The organism is Frigoribacterium sp. NPDC087798, from assembly GCF_044742985.1.
In the GTDB taxonomy this organism is placed as follows: Bacteria; Actinomycetota; Actinomycetes; order Actinomycetales; family Microbacteriaceae; genus Frigoribacterium.
In genome coordinates this window covers 86,753-112,012 of record NZ_JBIUVP010000005.1, presented here as the reverse complement: position 1 = coordinate 112,012, position 25,260 = coordinate 86,753, and the positions used below count along the sequence as shown (strand labels likewise).

Below are 25,260 nucleotides of genomic sequence, written 5' to 3'. Positions count from 1 at the left end.
GCCGGGCTGGGCGGGGTACGCCACGCCCTACGCGCGGGGCGGGCGGGCGGCGAGGGCGGCCTGGTAGAGGTCGCGCCTCGACAGACCCGTGGCGGCGGCCACGTCGGCGGTGGCCTCTTTGAGGCGGGTGCCGTCGGCGACCAGGGCCTGCACCTGCGCGAGCCCGGCGGCCAGGTCGACGACGCGTTCGGGGGCGCCCTCGACCACGATGCAGATCTCGCCCCGGACGCCCTCGGCCGCCCACTCGGCGAGCTCGGCCGCGCTGCCGCGGCGCACCTCTTCGTGCAGCTTCGTCAGCTCACGGCAGACGACCACGCGGCGCGTGGCCCCGAGAGCGGTGACCAGGTCGCCGAGCGAGTCGGCCAGGCGGTGGGGCGACTCGAAGAACACCATGGTGCGGCGTTCGTCGGCGAGCGCCCCCAGCACGCGCAGACGGTCGCCCTGCTTGCGCGGCAGGAAGCCTTCGAAGCTGAAGCGGTCGGTGGGCAGTCCCGACACGGCGAGCGCGGTGAGCACCGCGGACGGGCCGGGGATCGCCGTGACGGTGACGCCCGCGGCCGCGGCGGCCTCGACGAGCGGGAACCCGGGGTCGCTGATGGCGGGCATGCCGGCGTCGGTGAGCACGACCACGTCGGAGGCGCGGGCCAGCTCGACGATCTCGCCCGCCTTCTCGCGCTCGTTGTGCTCGTGCAGGGCGATGAGGCGGGGGCGGTTCTCGACGCCCAGGGCGCGCATCAGGTGGATCGCCGTGCGCGTGTCCTCCGCGGCGACGACCTCGGCGTTCGACAGCGTCTCGATCAGGCGTCGGCTGGCGTCGCCGAGGTTTCCGATGGGGGTGGCGGCGAGCACGATCACCCGCCCATTGTCCCCCGGCCCCGGACCGCCCACTTACGATGGCCCGATGACGACCGGGCCCGAGCGCGAATTCGACGCGCTCGTCGAGGCCGGCACCGCGCCTCCTGCCCGTCCGACGGCGGGCGAGCCGGGCCTCGCGTCGGCCGACCCGCTCACCGACCGGGTGACCGTCACGCCCGTCGGCACCCCGGTCGACGACGCGACCGCGGCCCACGCCCGCGAGGCTCCCCCGGCCCGGCTCGACGCCTGGTGGGGGCGCGTGCTGCGCACCCCGGTCAGGAGGCGCGTCTGGGCCTGGGCGGGCCCGCTCGCGGTCACGCTGCTGGCCGCGGTGCTGCGCCTGTGGCACCTGAACTCCCCCGCGACCCTCGTGTTCGACGAGACGTACTACGTCAAGGACGCCTGGTCGTTGTTCAACCTCGGCTACGAGGGGTCGTGGCCGGCCGACTACGACCCGACCTTCGCCGCGGGCGGGGTCGGCGGGTTCCTCGCGGCACCGTCGTTCGTGGCGCACCCGCCCCTCGGCAAGTGGCTGATCGGCCTCGGCATGGCGGCGGTCGGTCCCGAGAACCCGGCGAGTTGGCGCATCAGCACGGCCGTCGTGGGCATCCTCGCGGTCGCCCTGGTCGCCGTCATCGGGTCGTTGCTGCTGCGATCGACGCTGCTCGGCACGCTGGCGGGGTTCTTCCTGGCGATCGACGGGCACGCGATCGTCATGTCCCGGGTGGCCCTGCTCGACAACTTCGTCATGTTCTTCGGCCTGCTGGCCTTCGGGGCGGTGCTGCTCGACCGCCGGCAGAGCGCCCGCCGGCTCGAGGCCTGGCGGGCGAGGAGGCGCGGTGCCGGTCGCGACATCGCCTGGGGCCCCGCCCTGTGGGCGCGTCCCTGGCTGGTGACGGCCGGCCTGCTGTGCGGGCTGGCGACGGCCGTGAAGTGGAACGGCCTGTACTTCCTGGCGTTCTTCGCGGTCTACACGGTGGTCGTCGACATGGTGGCGCGCCGCCGGGCCGGCGTGGAGTTCTGGCTGTCGGGCACCCTGTTCAGGCAGGCACCGGTGAGCTTCGTGCTGACCGTGCCCGTCGCCGTGGTGGCCTACCTGGCGAGTTGGACCGGCTGGTTCGCGACGTCGGGCGGCTACTACCGCAGCTGGGTCGAGGACGGCGGCACGCGGTGGACGGGAGCCCTGGCGTGGGTGCCCGACGTGGTGCAGAACTTCTGGCACTACCAGGCGGGCGTCTACGGGTTCAACGTCGGCCTGCACACCCCGCACGCCTACCAGGCGAACCCGCTCACCTGGCTGCTGATGCTGCGACCGACGAGCATGTACTACCAGGGGTTCGACGAGGGCCAGGGCGGCTGCGACGTGGCCCGGTGCGGCGAGGCGATCACCTCGGTCGCGAACCCGTTGATCTGGTACGCGGCGGTCGCGGCCTGCCTCTACCTCGTCTACCGCGTCGCGCGGTACCGCGAGTGGCGGTACGGGGCGATCCTCGTCGGCGTCGCGGCGGCCTACCTGCCGTGGCTGGCGTTCACCGACCGGACGGTGTTCCAGTTCTACACGATCGCCTTCGAGCCCTACCTCGTGCTCGGCCTGGCCGCGGTGCTCGGCATCGTCCTCGGCCGACGCACCGACGACCGGTCCCGGCGGCTGAGCGGCATCGGCGTCACGGCGATCGTCGTCGTGGTCGCCGTCGCCGTGTCCGTCTTCTTCTACCCCCTGTGGACGGCGCAGCTGGAGGACTGGGAGTTCATCCGGCTGCACTACTGGATTCCCAGCTGGAAGTAGGCGTCGGAGCCGCCGTCCGCCGACCGACGGCTCCTCCCCCGCAGGAGGCGCGGGTCGGCCGTGTTCCGCCGTGTGACGTCCCGGGTCCCCGCGTGACGACCAGCGGCTAGCGTGGGGGCATGGCAGATCGTGAGTACGGCTTCCGCACGCGGGCGATCCACGCGGGCAACATCCCCGACGCGGCGACGGGGGCACGGGCGCTGCCCATCTACCAGACCAGCGCCTTCGTGTTCGACGACACCGACGACGCCGCGGCGCGGTTCGCCCTGCAGAAGTACGGCAACATCTACAGCCGCCTCGCCAACCCGACCACCGCCTCCTTCGAGGAGCGCGTCGCCAGCCTCGAGGGCGGCCTCGGCGCCGTCGCGACGGCGAGCGGCCTCAGCGCCCAGTTCGTCACGTTCGCCTCGCTGGCCGGCGCGGGCGACCACATCGTCGCGAGCGCGAACCTCTACGGCGGGTCGATCACCCAGCTCGACGTCACCCTGCGTCGCTTCGGCATCGAGACGACCTTCGTGCAGTCCTCCGACCCGGCGGACTACGCCGCCGCCATCCGTGCCGAGACGAAGCTGGTCTTCGTCGAGACGGTCGCGAACCCGTCCGGCGAGGTCGCCGACCTCGAGGGCCTGGCCGACGTGGCCCACTCGCACGGCCTGCCCCTGATCGTCGACTCGACCATCGCCACCCCCTACCTCAACCGGCCGATCGAGTGGGGTGCCGACGTCGTCGTGCACTCGGCCACGAAGTTCCTCGGCGGGCACGGCACCACGCTCGGCGGCGTCGTCGTCGAGTCCGGCCGCTTCGACTGGGACAGCGAGCGGTTCCCGCTCTTCGACCAGCCCGTGCCGAGCTACGGCGGCCTCAACTGGTCCGGCAACTTCGGCGAGTACGCCTTCCTGACCCGGTTGCGCGCCGAGCAGCTGCGCGACATCGGCCCGGCCCTCGCTCCCCACTCGGCCTTCCTGCTCGCCCAGGGGGTCGAGACCCTGCCGTTCCGCATGCAGGCCCACGTCGACAACGCCCGCCAGGTCGCCGAGTGGCTCGACGCCGACCCGCGCATCGAGCGCGTTCGCTGGGCCGGCCTGCCCGGGCACCCGCACCACGAGCGCGCGGCGAAGTACCTGCCGAAGGGCCCCGGCTCGGTCTTCACGTTCGAGCTGAAGGGCGGTCGTCCGGCCGGCAAGACCTTCATCGAGTCAGTCGAGCTCGCCAGCCACCTCGCCAACATCGGCGACGCGAAGACGCTCGTCATCCACCCGGGCTCGACCACCCACGCCCAGCTCAGCGAGCAGCAGCTCGTCGACGCGGGAGTGCTGCCCGGCTCGGTGCGCATCAGCGTCGGCATCGAAGACCCCGACGACATCATCCACGACCTCGACCAGGCGCTGGCCGCGGCGACGAAAGGCGAGTGACCCGACGTGACCGACACCGTCACCACGCAGCTGACCAACGGGCTGACCTGCGAGCTGCCCGCGTCGTCCCCCCTCGCCAAGCTGCTCAAGTCGCAGCGGACGTGGGTCGGCCCCACGGCCCGCGAGCGCCAGGCCATCCTGCGCTCGGCGAAGAGCGTCGCCGTCGTCGGCGCCTCGCCCAACCCGAGCCGGTCGAGCTCGTTCGTGGGCACCTACCTGCAGCAGTCGACCGACCTGCGCGTCTACTTCGTCAACCCCCGCGCCGACACCATCCTCGGCCAGAAGGCCTACCCCGACCTGGCCTCGCTGCCCGAGGTGCCCGACGTCGTCGACGTGTTCCGCAAGGCCTCCGACATCCGATCGGTCGTCGACGACGTGCTCGCGATCGGCGCGAAGACGATCTGGGTACAGCTCGGCATCTACGACGAGGAGGCCGCCCGGTACGGCGAAGAACAGGGGCTCACCGTCGTAATGGACCGCTGCATGAAGGTCGAGCACGCCCGGTTCAACGGCGGGCTCAACTTGATGGGCTTCGACACCGGCGTCATCACCGCGAAGAAGGCCGGTCGCTGACACGACCGTCGGGGCGGGTCGCGGTTTCCCCGTTCGTCGCGGCGCACACGTTGTGACGCTTCATTGCGGACTCAGGGTCCGATGTCACCGGTCGGCGTTACCGTGGCCCGCATGGCACCCGTCCTCACCTCACCCGTCGTCTCGACACAGTGGTTGGCCGACCACCTCGGCGCCGACGACCTGACGATCGTCGACGCGACGGTGCTCGTCGACCTCGACGTCGACGTCGATCCGGGTCGCGGCGTCGGCCCGGGTCGCGACGTCGATCCGGGTCGCGGCGTCGGCCCGACGGCCCTCGCCACGGGCCGCGACGGGTTCGAGCGCGACGGTCACGTCCCCGGGGCGGTCCTCGCCGACCTGCTCGTCGACTTCAGCGACCCCGGCTCCGACCTGCCCTTCACCCGGCCCGGGGTCGACCGCTTCCAGGCCGCGGCGGCCGCGCTGGGCGTCTCGAACGACAGCACGGTCGTCGTGTACGACACGGTCGACGGCCGCTGGGCGTCCCGCCTGTGGTGGCTGTTCCGCGCCTACGGGCACGACGCCGTGGCGGTGCTCGACGGCGGGTGGTCGCAGTGGCTCGCGCAGGGCAAGCCGTACGACCTCGGCGACGTCCTGCCGACGCCCGCCCCGTTCGTCGCGACCGAACGTCCCGACCACTGGGTCGACAAAGCCTTCGTCGAGTCCGTGGTGGCGGGCGACGAGAGAGCGGCGCTCGTCTCCGGTTCGCCCCGCGACGAGTTCGACGGCACGTCGAGCCCGCTCACCCGCGCCGGGCACATCCCCGGCAGCGTCAACGTGCCGGCCGAGACGCTCCTCGCCGACGACGGCACGCTCGCCCGCGACCCGGTCCTCCGCGACCGCCTCGCCGTCGTGCCCGACGAACCGCGCACGGTCGTCTACTGCGCCTCGGGGGTGTCGGCCAGCGTCGACGCCCTCGCCTTCGCCGTCCTCGGCCGCTCGGACGTCGCGGTGTACGACGGTTCGCTCGCCGAGTGGGTCGCCGACCCGACCGCACCGCTCGTGCCCGCCGCCGCCTGACGCCCCCGCCCGGCGCCCCGGACGGTTCAACCCGCCGGGCACCCCGACCCGGTGCTTCGCCGGGCGGGTGCCCCTATCCGGTGCGTCGCCGGTGCCTGGGCGACCGACGCGGTCGTGTCGTCACTCCTCGAGCAGCAGTCCGTCGAGGTCGTCCACGGTCGTGACCGGCAGTCGGCAGACGAAGTCGCGGCAGAGGTACGCGGTGGGGACGCGCCCGGGGGCCGAGCGACCCGCGAACAACTCGAAGCCCGCGTGCTCGAAGGCGACCAGCGCCTCCTCGTCCAGCACGGCGACGACGCTGCCCGGGCGGACGACGCGGCGTGCCCGGCGGGCGAGGCCGTCGTCGGCGCGGTCCGCCGGGGACGGCTCGACCACGACCAGCTGCGTCAGCGGGGCCTCGAGCTCGACGAGCAGCCCGAAGGCGGCACCGTACGCGAGCGGGTTGTCGAGGGCCGAACCGGCCACCTCGGCGACGAGCCGTCCGGCCACCGACCGGTAGCGCGCCTCCCCGGTGAGCTGGTGGAGGGTGAGCGCGGCCGCCGCGACCGCACTGCGTCCCGACGGGTAGGCACCCTCGCTCGGGTCGCTCGACAGGGCCACGCCCTGCGAGACCAGCACGGGGTCGCCACCCGACGGGGCCGCGACGACCCGCGGGTCGGCGTCGTCGAGCAGGCAGGCGTCGACGAACGACCGCGCGGCGACGGCGTACCGGGCCTCGCCCGTCGCGAGCGAGAGGGCCAGCAGGCCGGACGCGAACAGGCCGTGGTCCTCGAGGGTCGCCACGGCGTCCGACACGGTCGACCCGACGGAGGCGCGCAGCAGACGACCGTCGTCGGTCACGTGACGCGAGAGCAGCAGGTCGGCCGCGCCGCGGGCGGTGTCCACCCAGTCGGGGCGGCCGTGCCGTGCCCCCGCCTCGGCGAGCGCCGCGATCGCGAGGCCGTTCCAGCCGGTGAGCACCTTGTCGTCGACGGGCGGCGGGTCGAGGGCCGCGCGGCCCGCGGCGTCCCTCCGGTAGTAGCCGCCCTCGTCACGGACGCCGTCGATCGTGCTCTCGCTGTCCTGCGCCGAGCCGAAGGCCCCGTCGGCCGTGCGTAGTCGGGAACTCAGGAAATCGGCGACCCCGGAGGCGACCCGGGCCGGATCCGAGCCGATCTCCTGAGTTGCCGACGTCGGCGCGGAGCCGGGGGCCGGGGCCGGGTCGAGCACCGAGAGCCGCGAGTAGGCCAGCAGCAGCTGCGCGTTGTCGTAGAGCATGCGCTCGTAGTGGGGTTCTGACCAGTCGCGGCGGACCGCGTACCGGAAGAACCCGCCCTCGACCGGGTCGCGCAGCGGCGACGCGGCCATGCGGGCGAGGGTCCGCGACACGAGTTCGAGCGCGCCGTCGTCCCCTCCCGCGCCGAGGGCGAGCAGCGCCAGCTGGGCCGGCGCCGTCGGGAACTTCGGGGCCCCGCCGAAGCCGCCGTGCTCGCGGTCCTCGTGGGCGACGAGCCGGGCGACGGCGTGGGCGAGCTCGGGCCGTCCCGGCAGGGCGACCCCGGCACCGGGACCAGGAGGCGCGGTGCCGGTGACCGACGCGGGCCCCGCAGCCAGCGCCTCCTGCACCGCCGACGCGGTCGCGTCGACCTCGGACCGCCTGGTGGTCCAGGCGTCGGTGACGGCGTCGAGCACCTGTCGGAACGACGGCCGACCCTGCACGGGCACCGGCGGGAAGTACGTGCCGGCGTAGAACGGCCGCCCCTCGGGCGTGACGAAGACGGTCAGCGGCCAGCCGAGCCCCTCGGTGAAGGCCGAGGCGGCGGCCAGGTAGCTGGAGTCGACGTCGGGGTGTTCCTCGCGGTCGACCTTGACCGAGACGAAGCCCGCCGAGAGCTGGGCGGCGACCTCGGGGTCGGAGAAGCTCTCGCGCGCCATGACGTGGCACCAGTGGCAGGTCGAGTAGCCGATCGACACCATCACGGGCAGGTCCCGCTCGGCGGCCTCGGCGAACGGCCCCGTCCCCCAGGCACGCCACTCGACGGGGTTGTCGGCGTGCGACCTGAGGTAGGGGCTGACGGCGTCTCGCAGCTGGTTCGGCATGCGGGCCACGGTAGGCGTCAGCGCGCGGGGACGTCCCTCAGGGGTGCGCCGTCGTACTCGCTCAGGGGGCGGATGAGCGAGTTGGCCTCGCGCTGCTCGATGACGTGGGCGCTCCAGCCGAGGACGCGCGACGCGACGAACAGCGGCGTGAAGACCGGCGTCTCGAACCCCATCAGGTGGTACGCCAGCCCGGACGGGTAGTCGACGTTGGGCTTCAGGCCCTTGCGCTCGAACACCGTCGCGGCGACGACGTCGTAGGTCTCCTTGAGCCCGTCGACCCGGTCGTCGCCCTGCTCGCGGGCCCGGTCGACGAGACGACCGAGGGCGTCCTCCATCGTGGGAACCCGGCTGTCGCCGTTCTTGTAGACCCGGTGCCCGAAGCCCATGATCTTCTCCTTCCGCGCGAACGCCTCGTCGAGCCAGGCCGCGGCCCCGTCGGCGGGGCCGACCCGGTCGAGCAGCTCGAGCGCGGCCTCGTTGGCGCCACCGTGCAGCGGGCCCTTGAGGGCCCCGATCGCGCCGACGATCGACGAGTGCAGGTCGGACAGCGTCGAGGCGACGACCCGGGCCGTGAAGGTGGAGGCGTTGAACGAGTGCTCGGCGTAGAGCGTCATCGAGGTGTCGAACGCGTCCACGTCGAGCGGGTCGGGCTCGCGGTCGAACACCTGGTGCAGGAAGTCGGCGCTGTAGCCGAGGTCGTCCCGCGGCGGAACCGGCGGCAGGTCGTGGCGGCGCCGCTGGTCGTAGGCGATCACGGCGGGCAGCACGGCGAAGAGGTGCGTGGCGAGTCGACGCGTGTCGGCGACGTCGTAGGCGCCCGCACCCGTCGTGGGTTCGGGCCGGGCGGCGCCGATGGCGCTCACCGCGGTGCGGACGACGTCCATGGGGTGCGCCGAGGTGGGGATCAGGTCGATGAGGTGCTGCAGCCCGGGGGCCAGCGTGCGGTGCGAGCGCAGCTCGGCGTCGAAGTCGCGTCGCTCGTCGACGGTCGGCAGGTCGCCGTGCAGCAGCAGCCAGGCGACGTCCTCGACGTCCCGCTCGGCGGCGAGCTGCTGCACCGGGTAGCCGCGGTAGAGCAGCGAGTTGCTGGCCGCGTCGACCTTCGAGACCGCCGTCCGGTCGACCGTGACGCCGGCCAGGCCCTTGTGGATCTCGGGACCGTCGGAGGCGGCCGGGGCGGGTGCGGTGATGGTGTCGCTCATGTCACTCCTTCGTGATGAGGCGGGCCCGCCGGAGCGGGCCGGTCGTGTCGGGACGGGGCCGCGACACGATCGTCGAGGCTCCACTCTAGGTGGCGAGCGCCTCGGGACGGGAGGGGCGGGCGGGTCTCGTCAGCACGATCGAGACGACACCCGCCAGCACGAGGGCGAGGCCGATCCAGCCCGGCGGCTCGAGCCGCTCGCCCACCACGAGCACCGCCAGCAGGGTCGCGACGAACGGTTCGAGCAACGTCACGGTCGTCGCCCGAGAACTCGACACCGTGCGCAGGCCGTGGCCGAAGAGGAGGTAGGCGACGAACATCGGCCCGATCGCGAGGTAGGCCGTCGCCCCCACGGAGGCGCCCGACTGCAGCAACGGAGCCCCGGTCGCCAGCAACACCGGCAGCAGGAGCACCGCACCGAGGCCGAACTGGGCCGACACGGCCCCGCGCGACGGGTGACCCTCGGCCATGAGCCGAGCCGCGGTGTAGGTGTACGTCGCGTAGGCGAGACCCGCGAGGACGCCCAGTGCGATGCCGAGCGGGGCGGACCCGGGGGACGCCGCCGTGCCCGCCTGACCGTGCTGCCCGGTCGCCGCGAGCACTCCGACGCCCACGACGGCCAGTGCCGCACTCGCCACCCAGCGGGGCTCGAGGGGACGCCGCCGGCCGGGCGGGTCGAGCAGGCGTTCGAGCAGCGCCGCGAAGACGGGCGCCGTCCCGAGCGAGACCACGTTGCCCACGGCGACGCCGGCGAGCGACATGGACGAGTAGAACGCCAGCGGGTAGACCACGACGCCCAGTGCCCCCGGCACGAGCCAGCGCCACGCCGCCGGGCCACCTCGCAGGGCGGCGCGCGTGGCGCGGGGGGCCGTGAGCGCCAGCAGCAGGCCGCCGACGCACATCATCGCGGCGCCCGTGGCGAGCGGGCCGACGTCGCCGGGAAGAGAAGACGCCACCGTGCCCGTCGTGCCCCAGAGGAGCGCGGCGAGCACGATGGCGATCATCGTGCGAGGGTACCGACGGCGCGGGTCAGGTGCGCGGCGGGCCCGGGCAGTAGTTCAACGCGGCCGCGTTCTCGGAGACGGCGGCCGTGCCACCGATCGTGACGACCTTCTCGGACGCGAGGCCCGCGATGAGGTCCTCGGCGTAGTAGTTCGTGCAGCCGGGCGCGGTGAGGAGCACGGGCGACTTCTCGGCACCGGCGACCGCGGCGATCGCGAGGGCGTCCGGGAAGTTCTGCCCGGAGGCGAGGTACACGGTGCCCGAGTCGTCGGTACGGGGGACGTCGCCCGTCGCGTCGCTGAAGGCGAAGAACGACACGAAGGCCGAGGTCTCGTAGCGGTCCTGGCCGGCAAGCAGGGCGACCTCGCCCGGGAACTGCGCGTCGAGATCGGAGACGATGCCGTCCGAGATGACCGCGGGGCCACCCACGACGGCGACGGACTCGACGCCGAGCGATTCGAACAGGTCCGACGTGGGCTGGTCGACCCCGTCGGCGGTCCCGGGGACGAGCACGACCGCGTCCGGCGCACCGGTCGAGTCGGTGCTGCCGGCACCGGCGGCGGCACTGGCGCTGACGGCGTCGGGGAAGTTCAGGCCCGAGGTGACGAAGGCGCGGTAGACGCCGGTCTCGGCGAAGAACGCGTCGACGACGGCCCGCGAGGTCGCGTAACGGTCGGCGCCATGGACACGATCGACCGTCGCCCCGGTGATCTTGCCGATCTGGGTGGCGACGGCGGGCGACACGGCGTTGACGCCACCGATGACGACCACGTTCCGCGGCTTGAGGGCGACGAGGCGGTCGGCCACCGACGACGGGAGGGCGTTCGGAGCCGTCAGCAGGAGCGGCGCCTCGATCAGCGCGGCGGCCGGAGCGGCGCTCAGCGCGTCGGGGAACTGCACGCCGTTCGCGATGATGACCGTGCCGGCACCGTCCGGGTAGGCCCGGCCGGCGATGTCGGCGGCCGTCGCGAAACGGTCGGCGCCCTGGTAGCGGTCGAGGGCGGGGGCCGCTGCCGCGGAGGCGTCGGACCCGGTGAAGGAACCGGTGGCGGGTTCGGCGGTCGCCGCGGTGACGCCTGCCAGGCTCAGGGCGACGAGGCCGCCCACGGCGGCGGTGACGCCGAGGACTCGGGACATGGAAGGGTTCACGGGGGTCCTGTCAGATCGGGCTGAGGTTCTGCTGTGAGGCTAGGAGCCCGATCGTCCGCCCGGCAGCCCCCGTCCGGGCAGCCCCCGTCCTGGTGATCCCCGTCCGGGGGGTGCCCTCGCGACCCGGTCAGCGGGGCGCCGCGGCTCCCTCGCCGACCCCGGTGACGGCGGCCGAGAACCGGTCCACGAGTTCGCGCTTGAGGACCTTGCCGCTGGGGCCGAGCGGCAAGGCGTCGAGGACGTGGACCACGCGGGGGTACTTGTAGGCCGCGATCTCGTCGGCGACGAAGGCGACCAACTCGTCGGGGGTGGCCGTGGCCCCGTCACGGAGGACGACGGCCGCCTCGATCTCCTGCCCGTGGAGTTCGTGCGCCACGCCGAAGACGGCCGCCATCGTGACGTCGGGGTGCTGCGCGAGGACCTCCTCGACCTGCCGCGGGTACACGTTGTAGCCGTTGCGGATGATCATGTCCTTCGTGCGGTCGACGATCGTCAGGTAGCCGTCGTCGTCCTTCGTGCCGAGGTCGCCCGTGCGGAACCAGCCGTCGACGATCGCCTTCGCGGTGTCCTCGGGCCGGTCGAGGTAGCCGTTCATGAGGTTGTGCCCACGGATGACGAGTTCGCCGATCTCGCCGTGCGGCAGCAGCACGATCGAGTCCTCGACGTGCTGGTCGGCGATCTCGACGTCGACGCCCCAGATCGGCGTGCCGATGGTGCCGGGCCGCGGTGGCACCCCGACGTGGTTGAAGGTGGCGACGGGCGAGGTCTCGGTCAGCCCGTAGCCCTCGTGGATCGGGGCGTCGTACACCTGCTGGAACTTCTCGAGCACCGCGAGCGGCAGCGACGCCCCGCCCGAGACGGCGTAGCGCAGCGGTGGGCGCGCCTCGCTGCGGGTGGCCGCGGCGATCAGGGCCATGTACATCGTGGGCACGCCCATGAACACCTCGCAGCCGTGCTCGACCATCGCGGCGAGCGCGGCGTCGCCGTCGAACTTCGGCAGCATGACGATCGTCGCGCCGACCCGGAACCCGGTGTTCATCGTGCAGGTCTGTCCGAAGGTGTGGAACAGCGGCAGGGCCCCGAGCAGCACGTCGCCGCGATGCATGTCGAACGTCGTCATCAGGTTGGTGTTGACCTGCTCGATCAGGGCGAGGTGAGACCCTGCGGCCCCCTTGGGCTGGCCCGTGGTGCCGCTCGTGTAGAGGATCGTGGCGGTGTCGAACGGGTCGCGGGGCACGTAGGTGTCGAGGGGTGCGGCGGCCGCGGCGAGGTCCTCGAGGCGGTCGGGCCCGTCGTCCTCCTGGCCGGCAGGAGGCGCGAGCACGGTCAGGACGTCGACCCCCGCGAGCTGCGCTCCCGCGCCTCCTTCACCGAGCAGCGGTGCGGCGCAGACGAGCAGGCGGGAGCCGCTGTCGCGCAGCACGTACTCGATCTCGTGTCGCTTGAGGAGGGCGTGGACCGGCACGGCGACCGCGCCGAGCGCGAGCGTCGCGTAGTAGACGCGGGGGAAGTCCGCGACGTTCGGGACGAGCATGGCGACCCGGTCCCCGGGGCCGACGCCCCGGGCGCGGAGGGCCCCGGCGTAGGCCAGGGTCTGCTGCCAGAGCTCGGCGTAGGTGGTCGAGGTGGGCCCGACGATGACGGCGACGTCGTCGGGGAACCGGCCGGCCGACTCGGCGAGGATGGCCGCGACCGACGCGGTGGCGTGGCCTCGGGGGCTGGGTGCTGATGACATGGTGTCTCTCCGTCTCCGTTGACGTGCGGTCTGCCGCGATCCTACGACGCGCCACCCGTCGCCCGGTCCGGCCCCGGGCGGCTTACGATGGAGGGCTCATGATCCCCACCATCACGTATCCCGCCGAGCTGCCGGTCAGCCAGAGGCGCGACGACATCGCCGCGGCGATCCGTGACAACCAGGTCGTCATCGTCGCGGGCGCCACCGGTTCGGGCAAGACGACCCAGCTGCCCAAGATCTGCCTCGAGCTCGGCCGGACCAAGATCGGCCACACCCAGCCGCGCCGCATCGCGGCCCGCACCATCAGCGAGCGCATCGCCGAAGAACTCGGCGACGAGGTCGGCGGCGTGGTCGGCTACCAGGTGCGGTTCACCGACAAGGTCGGTGCCGACACGCAGATCAAGCTGATGACCGACGGCATCCTGCTGAACGAGATCCACTTCGACCGCGAGCTCGAGCGCTACGACACGATCATCATCGACGAGGCCCACGAGCGCAGCCTGACCATCGACTTCCTGCTCGGGTACCTCAAGCAGCTGTTGCCCCGCCGCCCCGACCTCAAGCTCATCATCACGAGCGCCACGATCGATCCCGAGTCGTTCTCGAAGCACTTCGGCGACGCGCCCATCGTCGAGGTCTCGGGTCGCACCTACCCGGTCGAGGTCCGCTACCGACCGCTCGTGGCCGACGACACCACGAGCGACGACGACGGCGACCTCGACGACGACGACCGCCCCGCGGGTCGCCAGGGCGACCGTCAGGAGGCGCGGGCCGGCGACCGCAGGCAGCGCGCCGACGACAAGGACTACCTGCAGGGCATCAACGAGGCCCTCGACGAGCTCGCCCGCGAGTCGAGCGGCGACGTCCTCGTCTTCCTCAGCGGAGAGAACGAGATCCGTGACGCCGAGGAGAGCATCCGCGGCCGCAACCTGCCGTTCACCGAGGTGCTGCCGCTCTACGGCCGGTTGAGCGCCGCCGACCAGCACCGGGTCTTCCAGCCCAGCACGACCGCGGGCACCCGGCGCCGCATCGTCCTCGCGACCAACGTCGCCGAGACCAGCCTCACCGTGCCCGGCATCAAGTACGTGATCGACGCCGGCACGGCCCGCATCAGCCGCTACTCGACCCGGGCCAAGGTGCAGCGCCTGCCGATCGAGGCCATCTCGCAGGCGAGTGCCAACCAGCGGTCGGGCCGCTCCGGTCGCACGAGCAGCGGCATCGCGATCCGCCTCTACAGCGAGACCGACTTCGAGAAGCGCCCCGAGTTCACCGAGCCCGAGATCCTGCGGACCAACCTCGCCGCGGTCATCCTGCAGATGATCTCCCTGAACCTCGGCGACATCGCCGCCTTCCCCTTCCTCCAGCCGCCCGACTCGCGCGGCATCAAGGACGGACTCGACCTGCTGCGCGAGCTCGGCGCGGTCACCCAGGGCGGCCAGATCACCCGGGTCGGCAAGCAGCTCACGCGACTGCCGATCGATCCGCGCCTCGCCCGCATGGTCGTCGAGTCCAAGACGCAGGGCACGACGCGCGAGGTGCTCGCCATCGTCTCGGCCCTGAGCATCCAGGACCCCCGCGAGCGTCCCCTCGAGCGGCGTGCCCAGGCCGACGAGAAGCACTCGCGCTTCCGCGACCCCAAGGGCGACTTCCTCACGCTGCTCAACCTGTTCGAGTACCTCGAGGACAAGCAGAAGGAGCTCAGCGGCAACGCCTTCAAGCGTCTGTGCCGCGACGAGTTCCTCAACTACCTGCGCATCCGCGAGTGGCAGGACGTCTACCGCCAGCTCAGCCGCGCGGCCAGGCCCCTCGGCCTGCACATCGGCGAGCGCAGCGCGAACCCCGACGGCGTCCACCGCAGCCTGCTGGCCGGCCTGCTCAGCCAGATCGGCCTGTTCGACCCGCAGAAGAAGGACTTCGTCGGCGCCCGCCAGACGAGGTTCCTGATCTTCCCGGGCAGCAGCCTCGCGAAGAAGCCGCCGGCGGCCGTGATGACCGCCGAACTCGTCGAGACCAGTCGCCTGTTCGCCCGCGTCGCCGGCTCGATCGACCCGGCGTGGGCCGAACCGCTGGCGCCCGACCTGGTCAAGCGCAGCTACGGCGAACCCCACTGGGAGAAGAAGCAGGGCGCCGTCGTCGCCTACGAGCGCGTCACGCTCTACGGGGTGCCGATCGTCGAGCGACGACGCATCCAGTTCTCGCGCATCGACCCCGCCTACGCCCGCGAGCTGTTCATCCGGCACGCGCTGGTCGAGGGCGACTGGGAGGGGCACCAGGCCTTCGAGCAGAAGAACCGGCAGCTCATCCGCGAGCTCACCGAGGTCGAAGAGCGCACGCGCCGCCGCGACATCCTGGTCGACGGCGACGCCGCGTTCGAGTTCTTCCAGCGGCGCATCCCGGCCGACGTCGCGAGCATGCGCGACTTCGAGGGCTGGTGGCGCAAGGCCAAGGTCGACACGCCCGACCTGCTCACCATGACCGCCGCCGACCTGCTCGGGGACGACGAACCCGACGTCGACGAACAGGGTTTCCCGAGCACGTGGCAGCAGGGCGACCAGACGTTGACCCTGCGCTACAAGTTCGAGCCGGGGGCCGACGACGACGGCGTGACCGTGATCGTTCCGCTGCCGCTGCTGCCGCGCCTCCGTCCGGTCGGCTTCGACTGGCAGGTGCCGGGGTTGCGCGACGAGCTCGTCACGTCGCTCATCAAGTCGCTGCCGAAGCAGATCCGCAAGAACGTGGTGCCCGCCGCCGACTGGGCGTCGAAGATCACGGACGAGCTGCCCGACGCACCTCCGGCCGACGTCGACGAGCCGTTCACGGCGACCGTGGCCGCGGCGATCAAGAAGCTCACCTACACGCCCGTATCGACCGACGACTTCGACCTGCACCGCGTGCCCGCGCACCTGCGGGTCACGTACGCCGTGGTCGACGAGCGGGGCCGCACGGTCGGGGCCGACAAGGACCTCGACGCGCTCCAGCACCGGCTGCGCGACGCCACGCGCGACAGCGTCGCGCGCGTCACACAGGGCGGCGGGCGCGACGAGCGCGGCCGTGGCCGGGGTCGCGGACGAGGAGGCGCGGGGGGCGACGCCACGCCCGTCACGCCTCGCCCCACGAGCTCGATCGAGCGCGAGGGCCTGACGTCGTGGGACTTCGACGAGCTCCCCGCGGTCGTCGACACCCGCCACGGCGACACCGTGATCCGGGCCTACCCGGCGTTGGTCGACCACGGCGACTCGGTCTCGATCACGTTGATGGCGACGCCCGCCGACCAGGCCCTGGCGACGCCGAAGGGCGTGCGGCGCCTGCTGATGCTGGCGACCCCGTCGCCCGTGGCCTACGTGCAGCAACACCTGACGAGCGCCGAGAAGCTCATCCTCGCGACGAGCCCGTACCAGAACACGTCGGCGCTCTTCGCGGACTGTCTCGTGGCCGTCGTCGACGACGTGCTGTTCCGCGTCAAGCCCGACGGCATGGTGATGACGAAGAAGGAGTTCCTCTCGACCCGCGACCGGGTCTCGGGGGCCGTGATGGACCAGATGTTCCAGACCGTCTCGCTCGTCGCCCGCACGCTGACCGCCTCCCGCGACGCCGACAAGGCCCTGAAGGGTGCGACCTCGATGACCCTGCTCGCGGCGCTGACCGACATGCGGCAGCAGCGGGATCGCCTGATCCGTCCGGGCTTCGTGTCGCAGACCGGGCTCCAGCAGTTGCAGCGCGTGCCGGTGTACCTCGTGGGCATCACGAAGCGCACGGCGAAACTGCTCGAGAACCCCGGGCGGGACCGCGTCTGGCTCAGCGAGGTGCAGCAGGCGACCGAGCGGTACGAGGCCGCGGGCGGGACGTTCCCGCCCGCCGACACCGCGCCTCCTGCGCTCGTCCGCGCCCGGTGGATGATCGAGGAGTTCCGCCTCAGCCTGTTCGCACAAGACCTGCGGCCGAGCGAGAGCGTCTCGCTGCAGCGCATCGTCAAGGTGCTCGCCTCCGCCTGAGCGCCTGCCGCCACTAGCCTGAACGCATGCGCGCGACGGTGAAGGACGTGGCGGCACTCGCCGGGGTGTCGCCGAAGACCGTCTCCAACGTGATCAACGGCGTCGTCTTCGTCCGGCCCGACACCCGTACCCGGGTCGAGAGCGCACTGGCCGAACTCGACTACGTGCCGAACCTCAGCGCGCGTGGCCTGCGCACCGGGCGCACCGGGTCGATCGCCCTGGCGTTCCCCGACCTGAGCACCCCGTACAGCGCCGAGATGACGCACTGGTTCGTCGAACAGGCGCACGAGCGCGGCTGGTCGATCCAGCTCGAGCAGACCGGCTCTCGGCCCGAACGCGAGGGCGAGCTGCTCTCGCGCGGCAAGGAACACCTCGTCGACGGCCTCGTCCTCAACCCGATCACGCTCGACGCCAGCGCCCTGTCGTCCGCCGGCAGCGCCTCCGGCACCGGCACCGGCACCGGGGCCACCGACTCGCTGCCGCCCGTCGTCGTCATCGGCGAGGTCGAGCAGACCCTCGTCGACCAGGTGCGGGTCGACAGCGTCGCCGCGGCCCGCGACATGACGGCCCACCTGATCGCCGCCGGACACCGCCGCATCGCGACCCTCGGCGACTCTGCCGGCGAGTTCGACACGGCCACGGCGCGCGCCCGCACCCGCGGCTTCGAGCAGGCCATGGCCGAGGCCGGCCTGCCCCTCGACCACGCGCTGCAGTACTCGTGCCCAGAGTGGACCTCGGCCGACGCCTTCTCGGTCGTCCGGGCGGCCGTCGAGCGCGGCGACCGGCCCGACGCGATCTTCTGCTTCACCGACTCGCTCGCCATCGGCGCCGTCAGCGCGCTGACGTCGGCGGGCCTGCGGGTCCCCGACGACGTCGCGGTGGCCGGTTTCGACGACATCGTCGACGGGAGGTTCTCCGTGCCGCCGCTGACGACCGTCACCTTCGACAAGCGCCTCTTCGTCGACCGCACCCTCGAACTGCTCGCGGCCCGCATCGCCGACCGGCAGGGCGCGGCCGAACTCGTGATCGTCCCCCACGAGATCGTCGTGCGCGCCAGCACCCGCGGCCGCTCCTGACACCACGAGGTGGGCACGACACCAGAAGAGAGCCTGGTGCTGTGGCCCTGTCCTGGCGGTGTGCCGGAAACCTCTTGCGCATCCGTTACAACGATGGAATAGTCGCTCTCGTCACGCATCACGAAGGAGTGAAGATGACCGAGAACCATCGGACGACCCCGGCACCGCGACCGGGCACCACCTCCGGCACCGCCACCCCCCGCGGCCTCAGCCGCCGCAGCATGTTGCTCGGCTCCGCCGCCCTCGTCGGCGGGGCGTTCGTCGCCACGGGCCTCTCGGGCTGTGCGCCCGGGGCGGTCACCGGCTCGGGCACGGACGTCGCGCAGCTGAAGTTCTGGCACCTGCTCAGCGGCGGTGACGGCATCAAGATGTCGGCGCTGATCGACCAGGCCAACGAGCAGAACCCGGGGTTCCACGCGACGCAGACCGTGCTCGCCTGGGGCACGCCGTACTACACGAAGCTCGCCATGGCCTCGGCCGGCGGTCGCGCGCCGGACGTCGCGATCATGCACGCCTCGCGCGTGCCCGGCTACGCCCCCGGCGGCCTGCTCGACCCGTGGGACGTCGAGAAGCTCGCGTCGTACGGCGTCCGCGAAGAGGACTTCGCCGAGGCCGTGTGGAAGAAGGGCTTCAACGGCGGCGACCTCTACTCGGTCGCCCTCGACTCGCACCCGTTCATCCTGTTGTACAACACCGACATCGCCGCCCAGGCGGGTGCCCTCGGCCCCGACGGCAAGCTCGTCGAGATCACCAGCCCCGAGCAGTTCCTCGAGGTCGCGAACGCCATGCAGCAGGTGACCGGCAAGCACGGCGCCTCGTGGGGCTACCTCAACGACGGCGCGCAGCTGTGGCGCATGTTCTACACGTTCTACAAGCAGCAGGGCGCCGACATGGTGCTGAAGGAGGGCGGCACGGTCGAGTACGACGAGCAGGCCGCCGTCACCGCGCTCCAGTTCATGCAGCAGCTCACGGACGGCACGGCGATGGCCACGGCCAGCGACATCCAGTCGGGCATCGCCGAGTTCGTCAGCGGCGAGAGCGGCATGCTCTTCACCGGCGTGTGGGAGGTCCCGAGCGCCGAGAACGCGGGCATCCCGTTCGACGGCAGCATCATCCCGACGCTCTTCGGCACGCCGGCCGTCTACGCCGACTCGCACGCGTTCGTGCTGCCGAGGCAGAGCGAGGTCGACGACGTCAAGCGCGAGGACGTCTACAAGATGGTCTCGACCATCCTGAAGGACTCCATCTCGTGGGCCGCGGCCGGGCACATCCCGGCCTACCTGCCGATCGTCGAGAGCCCCGAGTACGCCGAGCTGCGACCGCAGGCGAACTACGCCGAGGCGGCGGACTACCTGAACTACGACCCGCCCGCCTGGTTCACCGGCTCGGGCTCGGACTTCCAGACGTACTTCCTCGACTCGATCCAGTCCGTGATCCTCGCCAAGGACGACGCGGCCGACGGCATGCGTCGGTTCGTCGCGCGAGTCAACACGCAGCTGTCGCGGCCGGCTCCGGTGTGACCGTCGTGCCCTCCCCCACGCCGACACGACACCGCCGCCCCGTCCGCCCGACACCGCCCTCCTCCCCCTCCGCACGACCCGACCATCACGACGACGAAGGAGTCGATCTGTGACCTCCACCACGGTCAAGGCCCCCCGGGCCACCGCCGAGCGCACGCGGTCCGACGCCCGCGCGACCGACCGCAGCCGCGCCTCCCGCAAGCGGACCGGCCCCTCCGACAACCGCATCGGCTGGGGCTTCGCCGCTCCGTTCACCGTGCTCTTCGCGGTGTTCCTGGTCTGGCCGCTGCTCCACGGCTTCTACCTGAGCTTCACCGGCCAGAGCCTGACCGGCCAGGGCGGCGAGCTGATCGGCGTCGCCAACTACGCCGAGGCCTTCGCCGACGGCGACATGTGGCGGTCGATGCTCAACACGCTGTGGTTCACGGTGCTCAGCACGATCCCGCTCGTCGTCGTGGCGCTCGTGCTCGCCATCCTCGTCAACACCGGGCTGCCGGGTCAGTGGCTCTGGCGGCTGAGCTTCTTCCTGCCGTACCTGCTCGCCTCGACGGTCGTCTCGCTGTTCTGGATCCAGCTCTACAGCCCCACCCTCGGCCCGATCAACAACGTGCTCGGCACGCTGGGTCTGCCGCAACCCGCCTGGCTGCAGGACCCCGACACCGCCATGATCGCCGTGGTCGCGACCACCGTCTGGTGGACGGTCGGCTTCAACTTCCTGCTGTACCTCGCCGCCCTGCAGAACATCCCCGACCAGCAGTACGAGGCCGCGTCGCTCGACGGCGCCGGACGCTGGCGGTCGCTGCTGTCGATCACCATCCCGCAGCTCGGCCCGACCACCGGCCTGATCGTCATCCTCCAGGTGCTCGCCTCGCTGAAGGTCTTCGACCAGATCTACCAGATGACCACCGGCGGACCGGCGGGCAGCACCCGCTCGGCCGTGCAGTACATCTTCGACACCGGCTTCACCGGCTACCGCTTCGGCTACTCGTCGGCGATCTCGTACATCTTCTTCGCGGTCATCGTCGTCATCTCGATCGCGCAGTTCAGCATCACGGCCCGCAACCGCAAGGGAGCCCAGAAGTGACCGCCCCCGCCCTCGCCCCCACGTCCGACCTGCGGGCCCCCACCGCCGGCCGGGGCCGGAAGGGCCACAAGCCCGGCCAGAAGCCGTTCGGCCCCATGGCCGTGATCAGCGTGGCCATCCTGGTCGTGCTCGCCGTCCTCTGGCTGCTGCCGTTCCTGTGGTCCCTCGCCACCTCGTTCAAGAGCGAGACCGACGCCGCGGCGACGCCGCAGACCTGGATCCCGGCCGGCGGCTTCACGCTGGACGCCTACCGCGGGGTGCTCGAACAGGGCAACATCCCGGTGTGGCTGTTCAACAGCCTGTTCACCTCGATCGTCATCACGCTGATCGTCGTGGCCACCTCGGCCCTCGTCGCCTACGCCTTCTCGCGCCTCGACTTCCGCGGCAAGAAGTGGCTGTACGTCGCGACGATCGCGTCGATCATCATCCCGCCGCAGGTGCTGATCGTGCCGCTGTTCTACCAGATGCTCGCCTTCGACATGGTCGACACGTACTGGGGCATCATCCTGCCGCAGGCGATCGCCCCGGCGATGGTGTTCGTGCTGAAGAAGTTCTTCGACCAGGTGCCGATCGAGCTCGAGGACGCCGCCCGCGTCGACGGCGCGGGGCGCATCCGGGTCTTCTTCACGATCCTGCTGCCGCTGTCGCGCCCCATCCTCGGAGCGGTGTCGATCTTCGTGTTCATCGGCGCCTGGAACAACTTCCTGTGGCCGTTCATCGTCACGAACGACGCGTCCCTGCTCACCCTGCCGGTCGGCCTGCAGACCATCGAGAGCGCCTACGGCATCCAGTACGCGCAGAACATGGCCGCCGCGGTCCTCGCCGCCCTGCCGCTCATCCTCGTGTTCCTGTTCTTCCAGCGGCAGATCATCAAGGGCATCTCGACCACCGGGTTCGGAGGTCAGTGATCCGACCGCCCCGGACGCGACCGCCCTGCCGCACCGCGCCTCCTCGTCCCCACCACACGCACGCCGATCCCCTCACCTAGGAGACCCATGTCCACCGCCCGCATCACCGTCGACCGCGAGTTCACCATCGGCCCGGTCCCCCGCCGCCTGTTCGGCTCGTTCGTCGAGCACATGGGCCGCTGCGTCTACACCGGCATCTACGAACCCGGTCACCCCGCCGCCGACGAGAACGGCTTCCGCCAGGACGTCCTCGACCTCACCAAGGAGCTCGGCGCCACCGTCATCCGCTACCCCGGAGGCAACTTCGTCTCGGGGTACAACTGGGAGGACGGCGTCGGACCGGTCGACCAGCGCCCCCGTCGCCTCGACGGCGCCTGGCACACCGTCGAGACCAACGCCTTCGGCCTGCACGAGTTCGTCGCGTGGTCGAAGCTGGCCGGCACCGAGGTGATGGAGGCCGTCAACCTCGGCACCCGGGGCGTCGACGCCGCCCGGGAACTCGTCGAGTACGCCAACCACCCCGGCGGCACCGCGCTGAGCGACCGCCGCATCGCCAACGGCGCCAAGGACCCCTTCGACATCAAGCTCTGGTGCCTCGGCAACGAGCTCGACGGCCCGTGGCAGATCGGCCACAAGACGGCCACCGAGTACGGCCGCCTGGCCCAGGAGGCCGCCAAGGCCATGAAGTTCGTCGACGACTCGATCGAACTGGTCGCCGTCGGCAGCTCGGGCCGCGGCATGCCCACCTTCGGCACCTGGGAGCACGAGGTCCTGACGCACGCCTACGACGAGGTCGACTACGTGTCGATGCACGCGTACTACCAGGAGCACGACGGCGACGCGAAGAGCTTCCTCGCGACGGCCGTCGACATGGACGCGTTCATCGAGGAGGTCGTGTCGACGATCGACGGCGTCAAGGCCGCCGGCAAGCACACGAAGCAGGTCGACATCTCGTTCGACGAGTGGAACGTCTGGTACCAGACGGGCCTCGACTCGGACGACCAGCCGCACAACGTGTCGAAGGGCTGGCGCGAGCACCCCCGGCTGATCGAGGACCAGTACAACGTCACCGACGCGGTCGTGGTCGGCACCTTCCTCAACTCGCTGCTGCGTCACGGCGACCGGGTCAAGATCGCCAACCAGGCGCAGCTCGTCAACGTCATCGCGCCGATCCGCAGCGAGGCCGGCGGGCCCGCGTGGCGTCAGTCGATCTTCTGGCCGTTCGCCCGCATGGCCGCGCTCGCCACCGGGCAGATCCTGCGCACCCTCGTCACGAGCGACAAGGTCGACACCGAGAAGTACGGCGACGCCGACCTGGTCGACGTCAGCGCCACCTACGACGAGGAGGCCGGCACGGTCGCGTTCTTCCTCGCCAACCGCGGTCTCGACGAGGCGGCCGACGTCGAGGTCGCCCTGCGCGGCTTCAGCGGCGGACGCGTCACCCGTGCCGAGGTCCTGGCCGTCCCCGAGGGCGGCGACCGCTTCTCGTCCAACACCGAGGACGCGCAGGACACCGTGGGCCTCGTGCCGCTGACCGGCGTCACGGTCGACGGCGGCACCGCGCGCCTCCGCCTGCCCGCCCTCTCGTGGGCGGTCGTCGAGCTCGAGGTCGGCAAGGCCTGACCCACGGCACGACCGCAGGAGGCGCGGTGCCGGTCACGACCGGCACCGCGCCTCCTGCGTCCGGTCGCGTCGACGCCCCGGATCAGCCGCGGGGCTTGAAGAGGCGGGCGATGCTGTCGCGCACCGACTCCTCGATGGTGTCGGTGAAGCCGTTCGAGAAGCCCAGGGCGTCGGCAGGGGCCGACGCGGCCGTCATCGACTCGACGACGCGCTGACCGTGATGGGCACGCGCCTCGCGCACCGAGCCGAAGCCGAGGCCGAGGTCGACGGCCGCCTGGGCGAGGAGCGCCTCGCGGGCGTCGTCGGTGCTGGTCTGTGCCTCGGCGAGCGCGAGCACGGACAGGTCGTCCACGCCGTCGTCCACCCATCGGACCGCACGCCCCGGCAGCACGCCGGAGGGCAACAGGCCGAGACGGCGCTGTGCCTCGCTGTCGCGGATCTCGGCGCGGGCGACGGACGGGCCACGGGGAGTCGGGTCGGGGTTCACGACGATCACGATACCGGTGGGCATCCCGGAGCGGCTGCCCCGCCTTCGGGTCGCGCTCAGCTGAACAGGCGCGTCGGGGTCGTGACGTCGAGCTCGCCGGCGCGCAGGTCGTCGACCGCCAGGTCGTCGCGCGCGTCGCCGTCGTCGAGGGTCTGCTCGATGCGCCCCTTCTCGGCGATGCTCGAGCGGATCAGCGGCAGGCCGCGCTGGATCGCGTGGCGGATGCGCTCCTGCAGCAGAGGGGCCGTGACCGCATACTTCTCCGCGCCTCCGGTCGCCGTGAAGTCGGTCGTGTGCGCGTAGACGCCCAACGGCAGGGTGAGGGCCTGGAAGAACCCGAACAGCGGTCGCAACGCGTGCTCGATGATCAGCGCGTGGCGCTCGCTCCCCCCGGTCGCGGCGAGCAGCACGGGCACGTCCACGAGCGCGTACTGCTCGACGAAGTCGAACAAGTGCTTGAACAGCCCGGTGAAGGAGGCGCGGTAGACGGGCGAGGCGACGATCAGCAGGTCGGCGGTCTCGATGGCCACCAGCTCGCGCTCGACCCGCTCGTCGAGCTGGTCCCGGGTGAGCGCGCCGGCGAACAGGGGGCCGAGTTCGCTGACCCGGATGACGTGCGCCTCGATCGGCAGGACGTCGCCCAGCGCCGTCACGATCTCGTGCACGAGGGCGTCGGTCTTCGACGGCGTGCTGAGGGTGCCGGACACCGCGACGACCCGCAGGGGACGGGTCGGACGCGGGGACGAAGGGGTCGGAGGCAGCGAGGAAGTCATCCCCTCCATGCTGCGCCCGAGGCCGACGTAACAGAGGGTGTGTGACGGATCGTGACGTGCGACAGTGTTCCGGTGACACATCAACCACTGCAGGAGGGGTTCGATCCGGCCGCCCATGGCTTCGACCCCGCACGACCCGATTCCGACCTCGCCGCCTCGTTCGGGCTGGCCGCCGACGTCTACGAGAGGGGTCGCCCGTCGTACCCCCTCGACGCCGTCGACTGGCTGCTGCCCGAGGGCGCCTGTCACGTGGTCGACCTGGGGGCGGGCACGGGCAAGCTCACCCGTCTGCTGCTCGACCGTGCCCCGTCGGTCACGGCGGTCGAGCCCTCGCCGGGCATGCGCGCGACCCTCGAGCAGGTCGTCCCCGGGGCGACGTCGGTCGCCGGGTCGGCCGAGGACATCCCCCTCGGCGACGACACGGTGGACGCCGTCCTCGTCGCGCAGGCCTGGCACTGGGTCGACCCCGACCGCGCCGTGCCCGAGATCGCCCGCGTCCTGCGTCCCGGCGGCACCCTCGGCCTCGTCTGGAACATCCGCGACGAGTCCGTGCCGTGGCTGGCGGAGCTCAGCCGGGTGATGCGCCAACCCCGCGAGCGCGACATGGGGTCGGACGCCCCCGTCGTCGGTGCGCCGTTCGGCACCGTCGAGCGGTACGACGTCCCCTGGGTGCACGAGCTGGGTCGCGACGAGTTCCTCGCCATGATCGCGTCGCGCAGCTACGTCATCACGCTCTCGCCCGACGACCGCGCGGCCCTGCTGCGCGACGTCGAGCGACTGCTCGACACGTACCCGGACACCCGCGGCGCCGACCTCATCCGCCTGCCCTACGTGGCGCGGTGCTCGCGGGCCGTCCTGCCCGGCTGAGTCGCGCCTCCTCGGCACCCACCCTGCGGAGCCCGCCTCGTCGTCCCCGGACGCGGGCGGGCCTGCAGAGCACGGGCAGCACGCACGAATAGGGTCGGGT

The 25,260-nt window shown here is 71.9% G+C and carries 19 protein-coding genes; 11 read left to right on the top strand and 8 right to left on the bottom strand.

The window, feature by feature from the left end; translation table 11 throughout:
• Positions 1–27: 27 nt before the first annotated feature.
• Positions 28–855, bottom strand: coding sequence for a 16S rRNA (cytidine(1402)-2'-O)-methyltransferase (rsmI, locus tag ACIOSR_RS13215; RefSeq protein ID WP_056048904.1), 828 nt, complete (start codon positions 853–855; stop codon positions 28–30).
• A 46-nt stretch (positions 856–901) separates the two neighbouring features.
• On the opposite strand from rsmI, the gene ACIOSR_RS13210 reads away from it, so the two are divergent.
• The 4 genes from ACIOSR_RS13210 (at position 902) to ACIOSR_RS13195 (ending at position 5,664) form a co-directional block, all read left to right on the top strand.
• Complete coding sequence (locus ACIOSR_RS13210; protein ID WP_402752857.1) at positions 902–2,641, top strand: dolichyl-phosphate-mannose--protein mannosyltransferase; 1,740 nt, start codon at positions 902–904, stop codon at positions 2,639–2,641.
• Positions 2,642–2,760: 119 nt separating this feature from the next.
• The gene (locus tag ACIOSR_RS13205; protein WP_173152937.1) at positions 2,761–4,053 is read left to right on the top strand and encodes an O-acetylhomoserine aminocarboxypropyltransferase/cysteine synthase family protein; all 1,293 of its coding nucleotides are present in this window, start codon (positions 2,761–2,763) and stop codon (positions 4,051–4,053) included.
• A gap of 6 nt (positions 4,054–4,059) precedes the next feature.
• Positions 4,060–4,626 (top strand): CoA-binding protein, encoded by a 567-nt coding sequence (locus tag ACIOSR_RS13200; RefSeq protein WP_056048910.1) that lies wholly within the window; start codon positions 4,060–4,062, stop codon positions 4,624–4,626.
• Positions 4,627–4,737: 111 nt separating this feature from the next.
• Positions 4,738–5,664, top strand: coding sequence for a sulfurtransferase (locus ACIOSR_RS13195; protein WP_402752856.1), 927 nt, complete (start codon positions 4,738–4,740; stop codon positions 5,662–5,664).
• Between the two features lie 120 nt (positions 5,665–5,784).
• Here ACIOSR_RS13195 and ACIOSR_RS13190 read toward each other — a convergent pair whose 3' ends face one another.
• The 5 genes from ACIOSR_RS13190 to ACIOSR_RS13170 form a co-directional block, all read right to left on the bottom strand.
• Positions 5,785–7,743 carry a thioredoxin domain-containing protein gene (locus ACIOSR_RS13190; RefSeq protein WP_402752855.1) on the bottom strand — a complete coding sequence of 653 codons (1,959 nt, stop codon included), beginning with the start codon at positions 7,741–7,743 and terminating at the stop codon, positions 5,785–5,787.
• A 17-nt stretch (positions 7,744–7,760) separates the two neighbouring features.
• A complete protein-coding gene (locus ACIOSR_RS13185; RefSeq protein WP_173152949.1) occupies positions 7,761–8,945 on the bottom strand; it encodes a bifunctional 2-methylcitrate synthase/citrate synthase in 1,185 nt (394 codons plus the stop codon).
• Positions 8,946–9,030: 85 nt separating this feature from the next.
• Positions 9,031–9,948 carry a DMT family transporter gene (locus ACIOSR_RS13180; RefSeq protein ID WP_402752854.1) on the bottom strand — a complete coding sequence of 306 codons (918 nt, stop codon included), beginning with the start codon at positions 9,946–9,948 and terminating at the stop codon, positions 9,031–9,033.
• 25 nt (positions 9,949–9,973) lie between these two features.
• Positions 9,974–11,083 (bottom strand): cell wall-binding repeat-containing protein, encoded by a 1,110-nt coding sequence (locus tag ACIOSR_RS13175; protein WP_402752853.1) that lies wholly within the window; start codon positions 11,081–11,083, stop codon positions 9,974–9,976.
• A gap of 139 nt (positions 11,084–11,222) precedes the next feature.
• Complete coding sequence (locus ACIOSR_RS13170; protein WP_402752852.1) at positions 11,223–12,830, bottom strand: long-chain fatty acid--CoA ligase; 1,608 nt, start codon at positions 12,828–12,830, stop codon at positions 11,223–11,225.
• Positions 12,831–12,928: 98 nt separating this feature from the next.
• Between ACIOSR_RS13170 and hrpA the strand changes: the two genes are divergently transcribed.
• From hrpA to ACIOSR_RS13140, 6 genes are all read left to right on the top strand, one after another.
• Entirely contained in the window at positions 12,929–16,822 is a 3,894-nt protein-coding gene (gene hrpA / locus ACIOSR_RS13165) for an ATP-dependent RNA helicase HrpA (RefSeq protein ID WP_402752851.1), read from the top strand.
• Positions 16,823–16,848: 26 nt separating this feature from the next.
• On the top strand, positions 16,849–17,898 hold the full coding sequence (locus tag ACIOSR_RS13160) for a LacI family DNA-binding transcriptional regulator (protein WP_402752850.1): 1,050 nt from the start codon (positions 16,849–16,851) through the stop codon (positions 17,896–17,898).
• A gap of 134 nt (positions 17,899–18,032) precedes the next feature.
• Positions 18,033–19,418 carry an extracellular solute-binding protein gene (locus ACIOSR_RS13155; protein WP_402752849.1) on the top strand — a complete coding sequence of 462 codons (1,386 nt, stop codon included), beginning with the start codon at positions 18,033–18,035 and terminating at the stop codon, positions 19,416–19,418.
• A gap of 226 nt (positions 19,419–19,644) precedes the next feature.
• On the top strand, positions 19,645–20,502 hold the full coding sequence (locus tag ACIOSR_RS13150; RefSeq protein ID WP_043593482.1) for a carbohydrate ABC transporter permease: 858 nt from the start codon (positions 19,645–19,647) through the stop codon (positions 20,500–20,502).
• On the top strand, positions 20,499–21,410 hold the full coding sequence (locus ACIOSR_RS13145) for a carbohydrate ABC transporter permease (RefSeq protein WP_056048933.1): 912 nt from the start codon (positions 20,499–20,501) through the stop codon (positions 21,408–21,410). The genes ACIOSR_RS13150 and ACIOSR_RS13145 overlap by 4 nt, the downstream gene beginning before the upstream one ends.
• A gap of 87 nt (positions 21,411–21,497) precedes the next feature.
• Positions 21,498–23,033, top strand: coding sequence for an alpha-N-arabinofuranosidase (locus ACIOSR_RS13140; protein ID WP_402752848.1), 1,536 nt, complete (start codon positions 21,498–21,500; stop codon positions 23,031–23,033).
• A gap of 82 nt (positions 23,034–23,115) precedes the next feature.
• On the opposite strand, the gene ACIOSR_RS13135 is transcribed toward ACIOSR_RS13140, so the two are convergent.
• Entirely contained in the window at positions 23,116–23,544 is a 429-nt protein-coding gene (locus tag ACIOSR_RS13135; protein ID WP_402752847.1) for a hypothetical protein, read from the bottom strand.
• A gap of 32 nt (positions 23,545–23,576) precedes the next feature.
• Positions 23,577–24,227: an FMN reductase gene (gene msuE / locus ACIOSR_RS13130; RefSeq protein ID WP_402752846.1), complete on the bottom strand. Its 651-nt coding sequence runs from the start codon at positions 24,225–24,227 to the stop codon at positions 23,577–23,579.
• Positions 24,228–24,365: 138 nt separating this feature from the next.
• On the opposite strand from msuE, the gene ACIOSR_RS13125 reads away from it, so the two are divergent.
• Positions 24,366–25,160 carry a class I SAM-dependent methyltransferase gene (locus ACIOSR_RS13125; RefSeq protein WP_402752845.1) on the top strand — a complete coding sequence of 265 codons (795 nt, stop codon included), beginning with the start codon at positions 24,366–24,368 and terminating at the stop codon, positions 25,158–25,160.
• Positions 25,161–25,260: the final 100 nt, after the last annotated feature.

Bases quoted from the DNA above. Each gene is read 5' to 3' on its own strand.
- ACIOSR_RS13210 (WP_402752857.1), top strand. From the start codon at position 902: ATGACGACCGGGCCCGAGCGCGAATTCGACGCGCTCGTCGAGGCCGGC.
- ACIOSR_RS13205 (WP_173152937.1), top strand. From the start codon at position 2,761: ATGGCAGATCGTGAGTACGGCTTCCGCACGCGGGCGATCCACGCGGGC.
- ACIOSR_RS13195 (WP_402752856.1), top strand. From the start codon at position 4,738: ATGGCACCCGTCCTCACCTCACCCGTCGTCTCGACACAGTGGTTGGCC.
- ACIOSR_RS13190 (WP_402752855.1), bottom strand. From the start codon at position 7,743: ATGCCGAACCAGCTGCGAGACGCCGTCAGCCCCTACCTCAGGTCGCAC.
- ACIOSR_RS13185 (WP_173152949.1), bottom strand. From the start codon at position 8,945: ATGAGCGACACCATCACCGCACCCGCCCCGGCCGCCTCCGACGGTCCC.
- ACIOSR_RS13180 (WP_402752854.1), bottom strand. From the start codon at position 9,948: ATGATCGCCATCGTGCTCGCCGCGCTCCTCTGGGGCACGACGGGCACG.
- ACIOSR_RS13175 (WP_402752853.1), bottom strand. From the start codon at position 11,083: ATGTCCCGAGTCCTCGGCGTCACCGCCGCCGTGGGCGGCCTCGTCGCC.
- ACIOSR_RS13170 (WP_402752852.1), bottom strand. From the start codon at position 12,830: ATGTCATCAGCACCCAGCCCCCGAGGCCACGCCACCGCGTCGGTCGCG.
- hrpA (WP_402752851.1), top strand. From the start codon at position 12,929: ATGATCCCCACCATCACGTATCCCGCCGAGCTGCCGGTCAGCCAGAGG.
- ACIOSR_RS13160 (WP_402752850.1), top strand. From the start codon at position 16,849: ATGCGCGCGACGGTGAAGGACGTGGCGGCACTCGCCGGGGTGTCGCCG.
- ACIOSR_RS13155 (WP_402752849.1), top strand. From the start codon at position 18,033: ATGACCGAGAACCATCGGACGACCCCGGCACCGCGACCGGGCACCACC.
- ACIOSR_RS13140 (WP_402752848.1), top strand. From the start codon at position 21,498: ATGTCCACCGCCCGCATCACCGTCGACCGCGAGTTCACCATCGGCCCG.
- ACIOSR_RS13135 (WP_402752847.1), bottom strand. From the start codon at position 23,544: ATGCCCACCGGTATCGTGATCGTCGTGAACCCCGACCCGACTCCCCGT.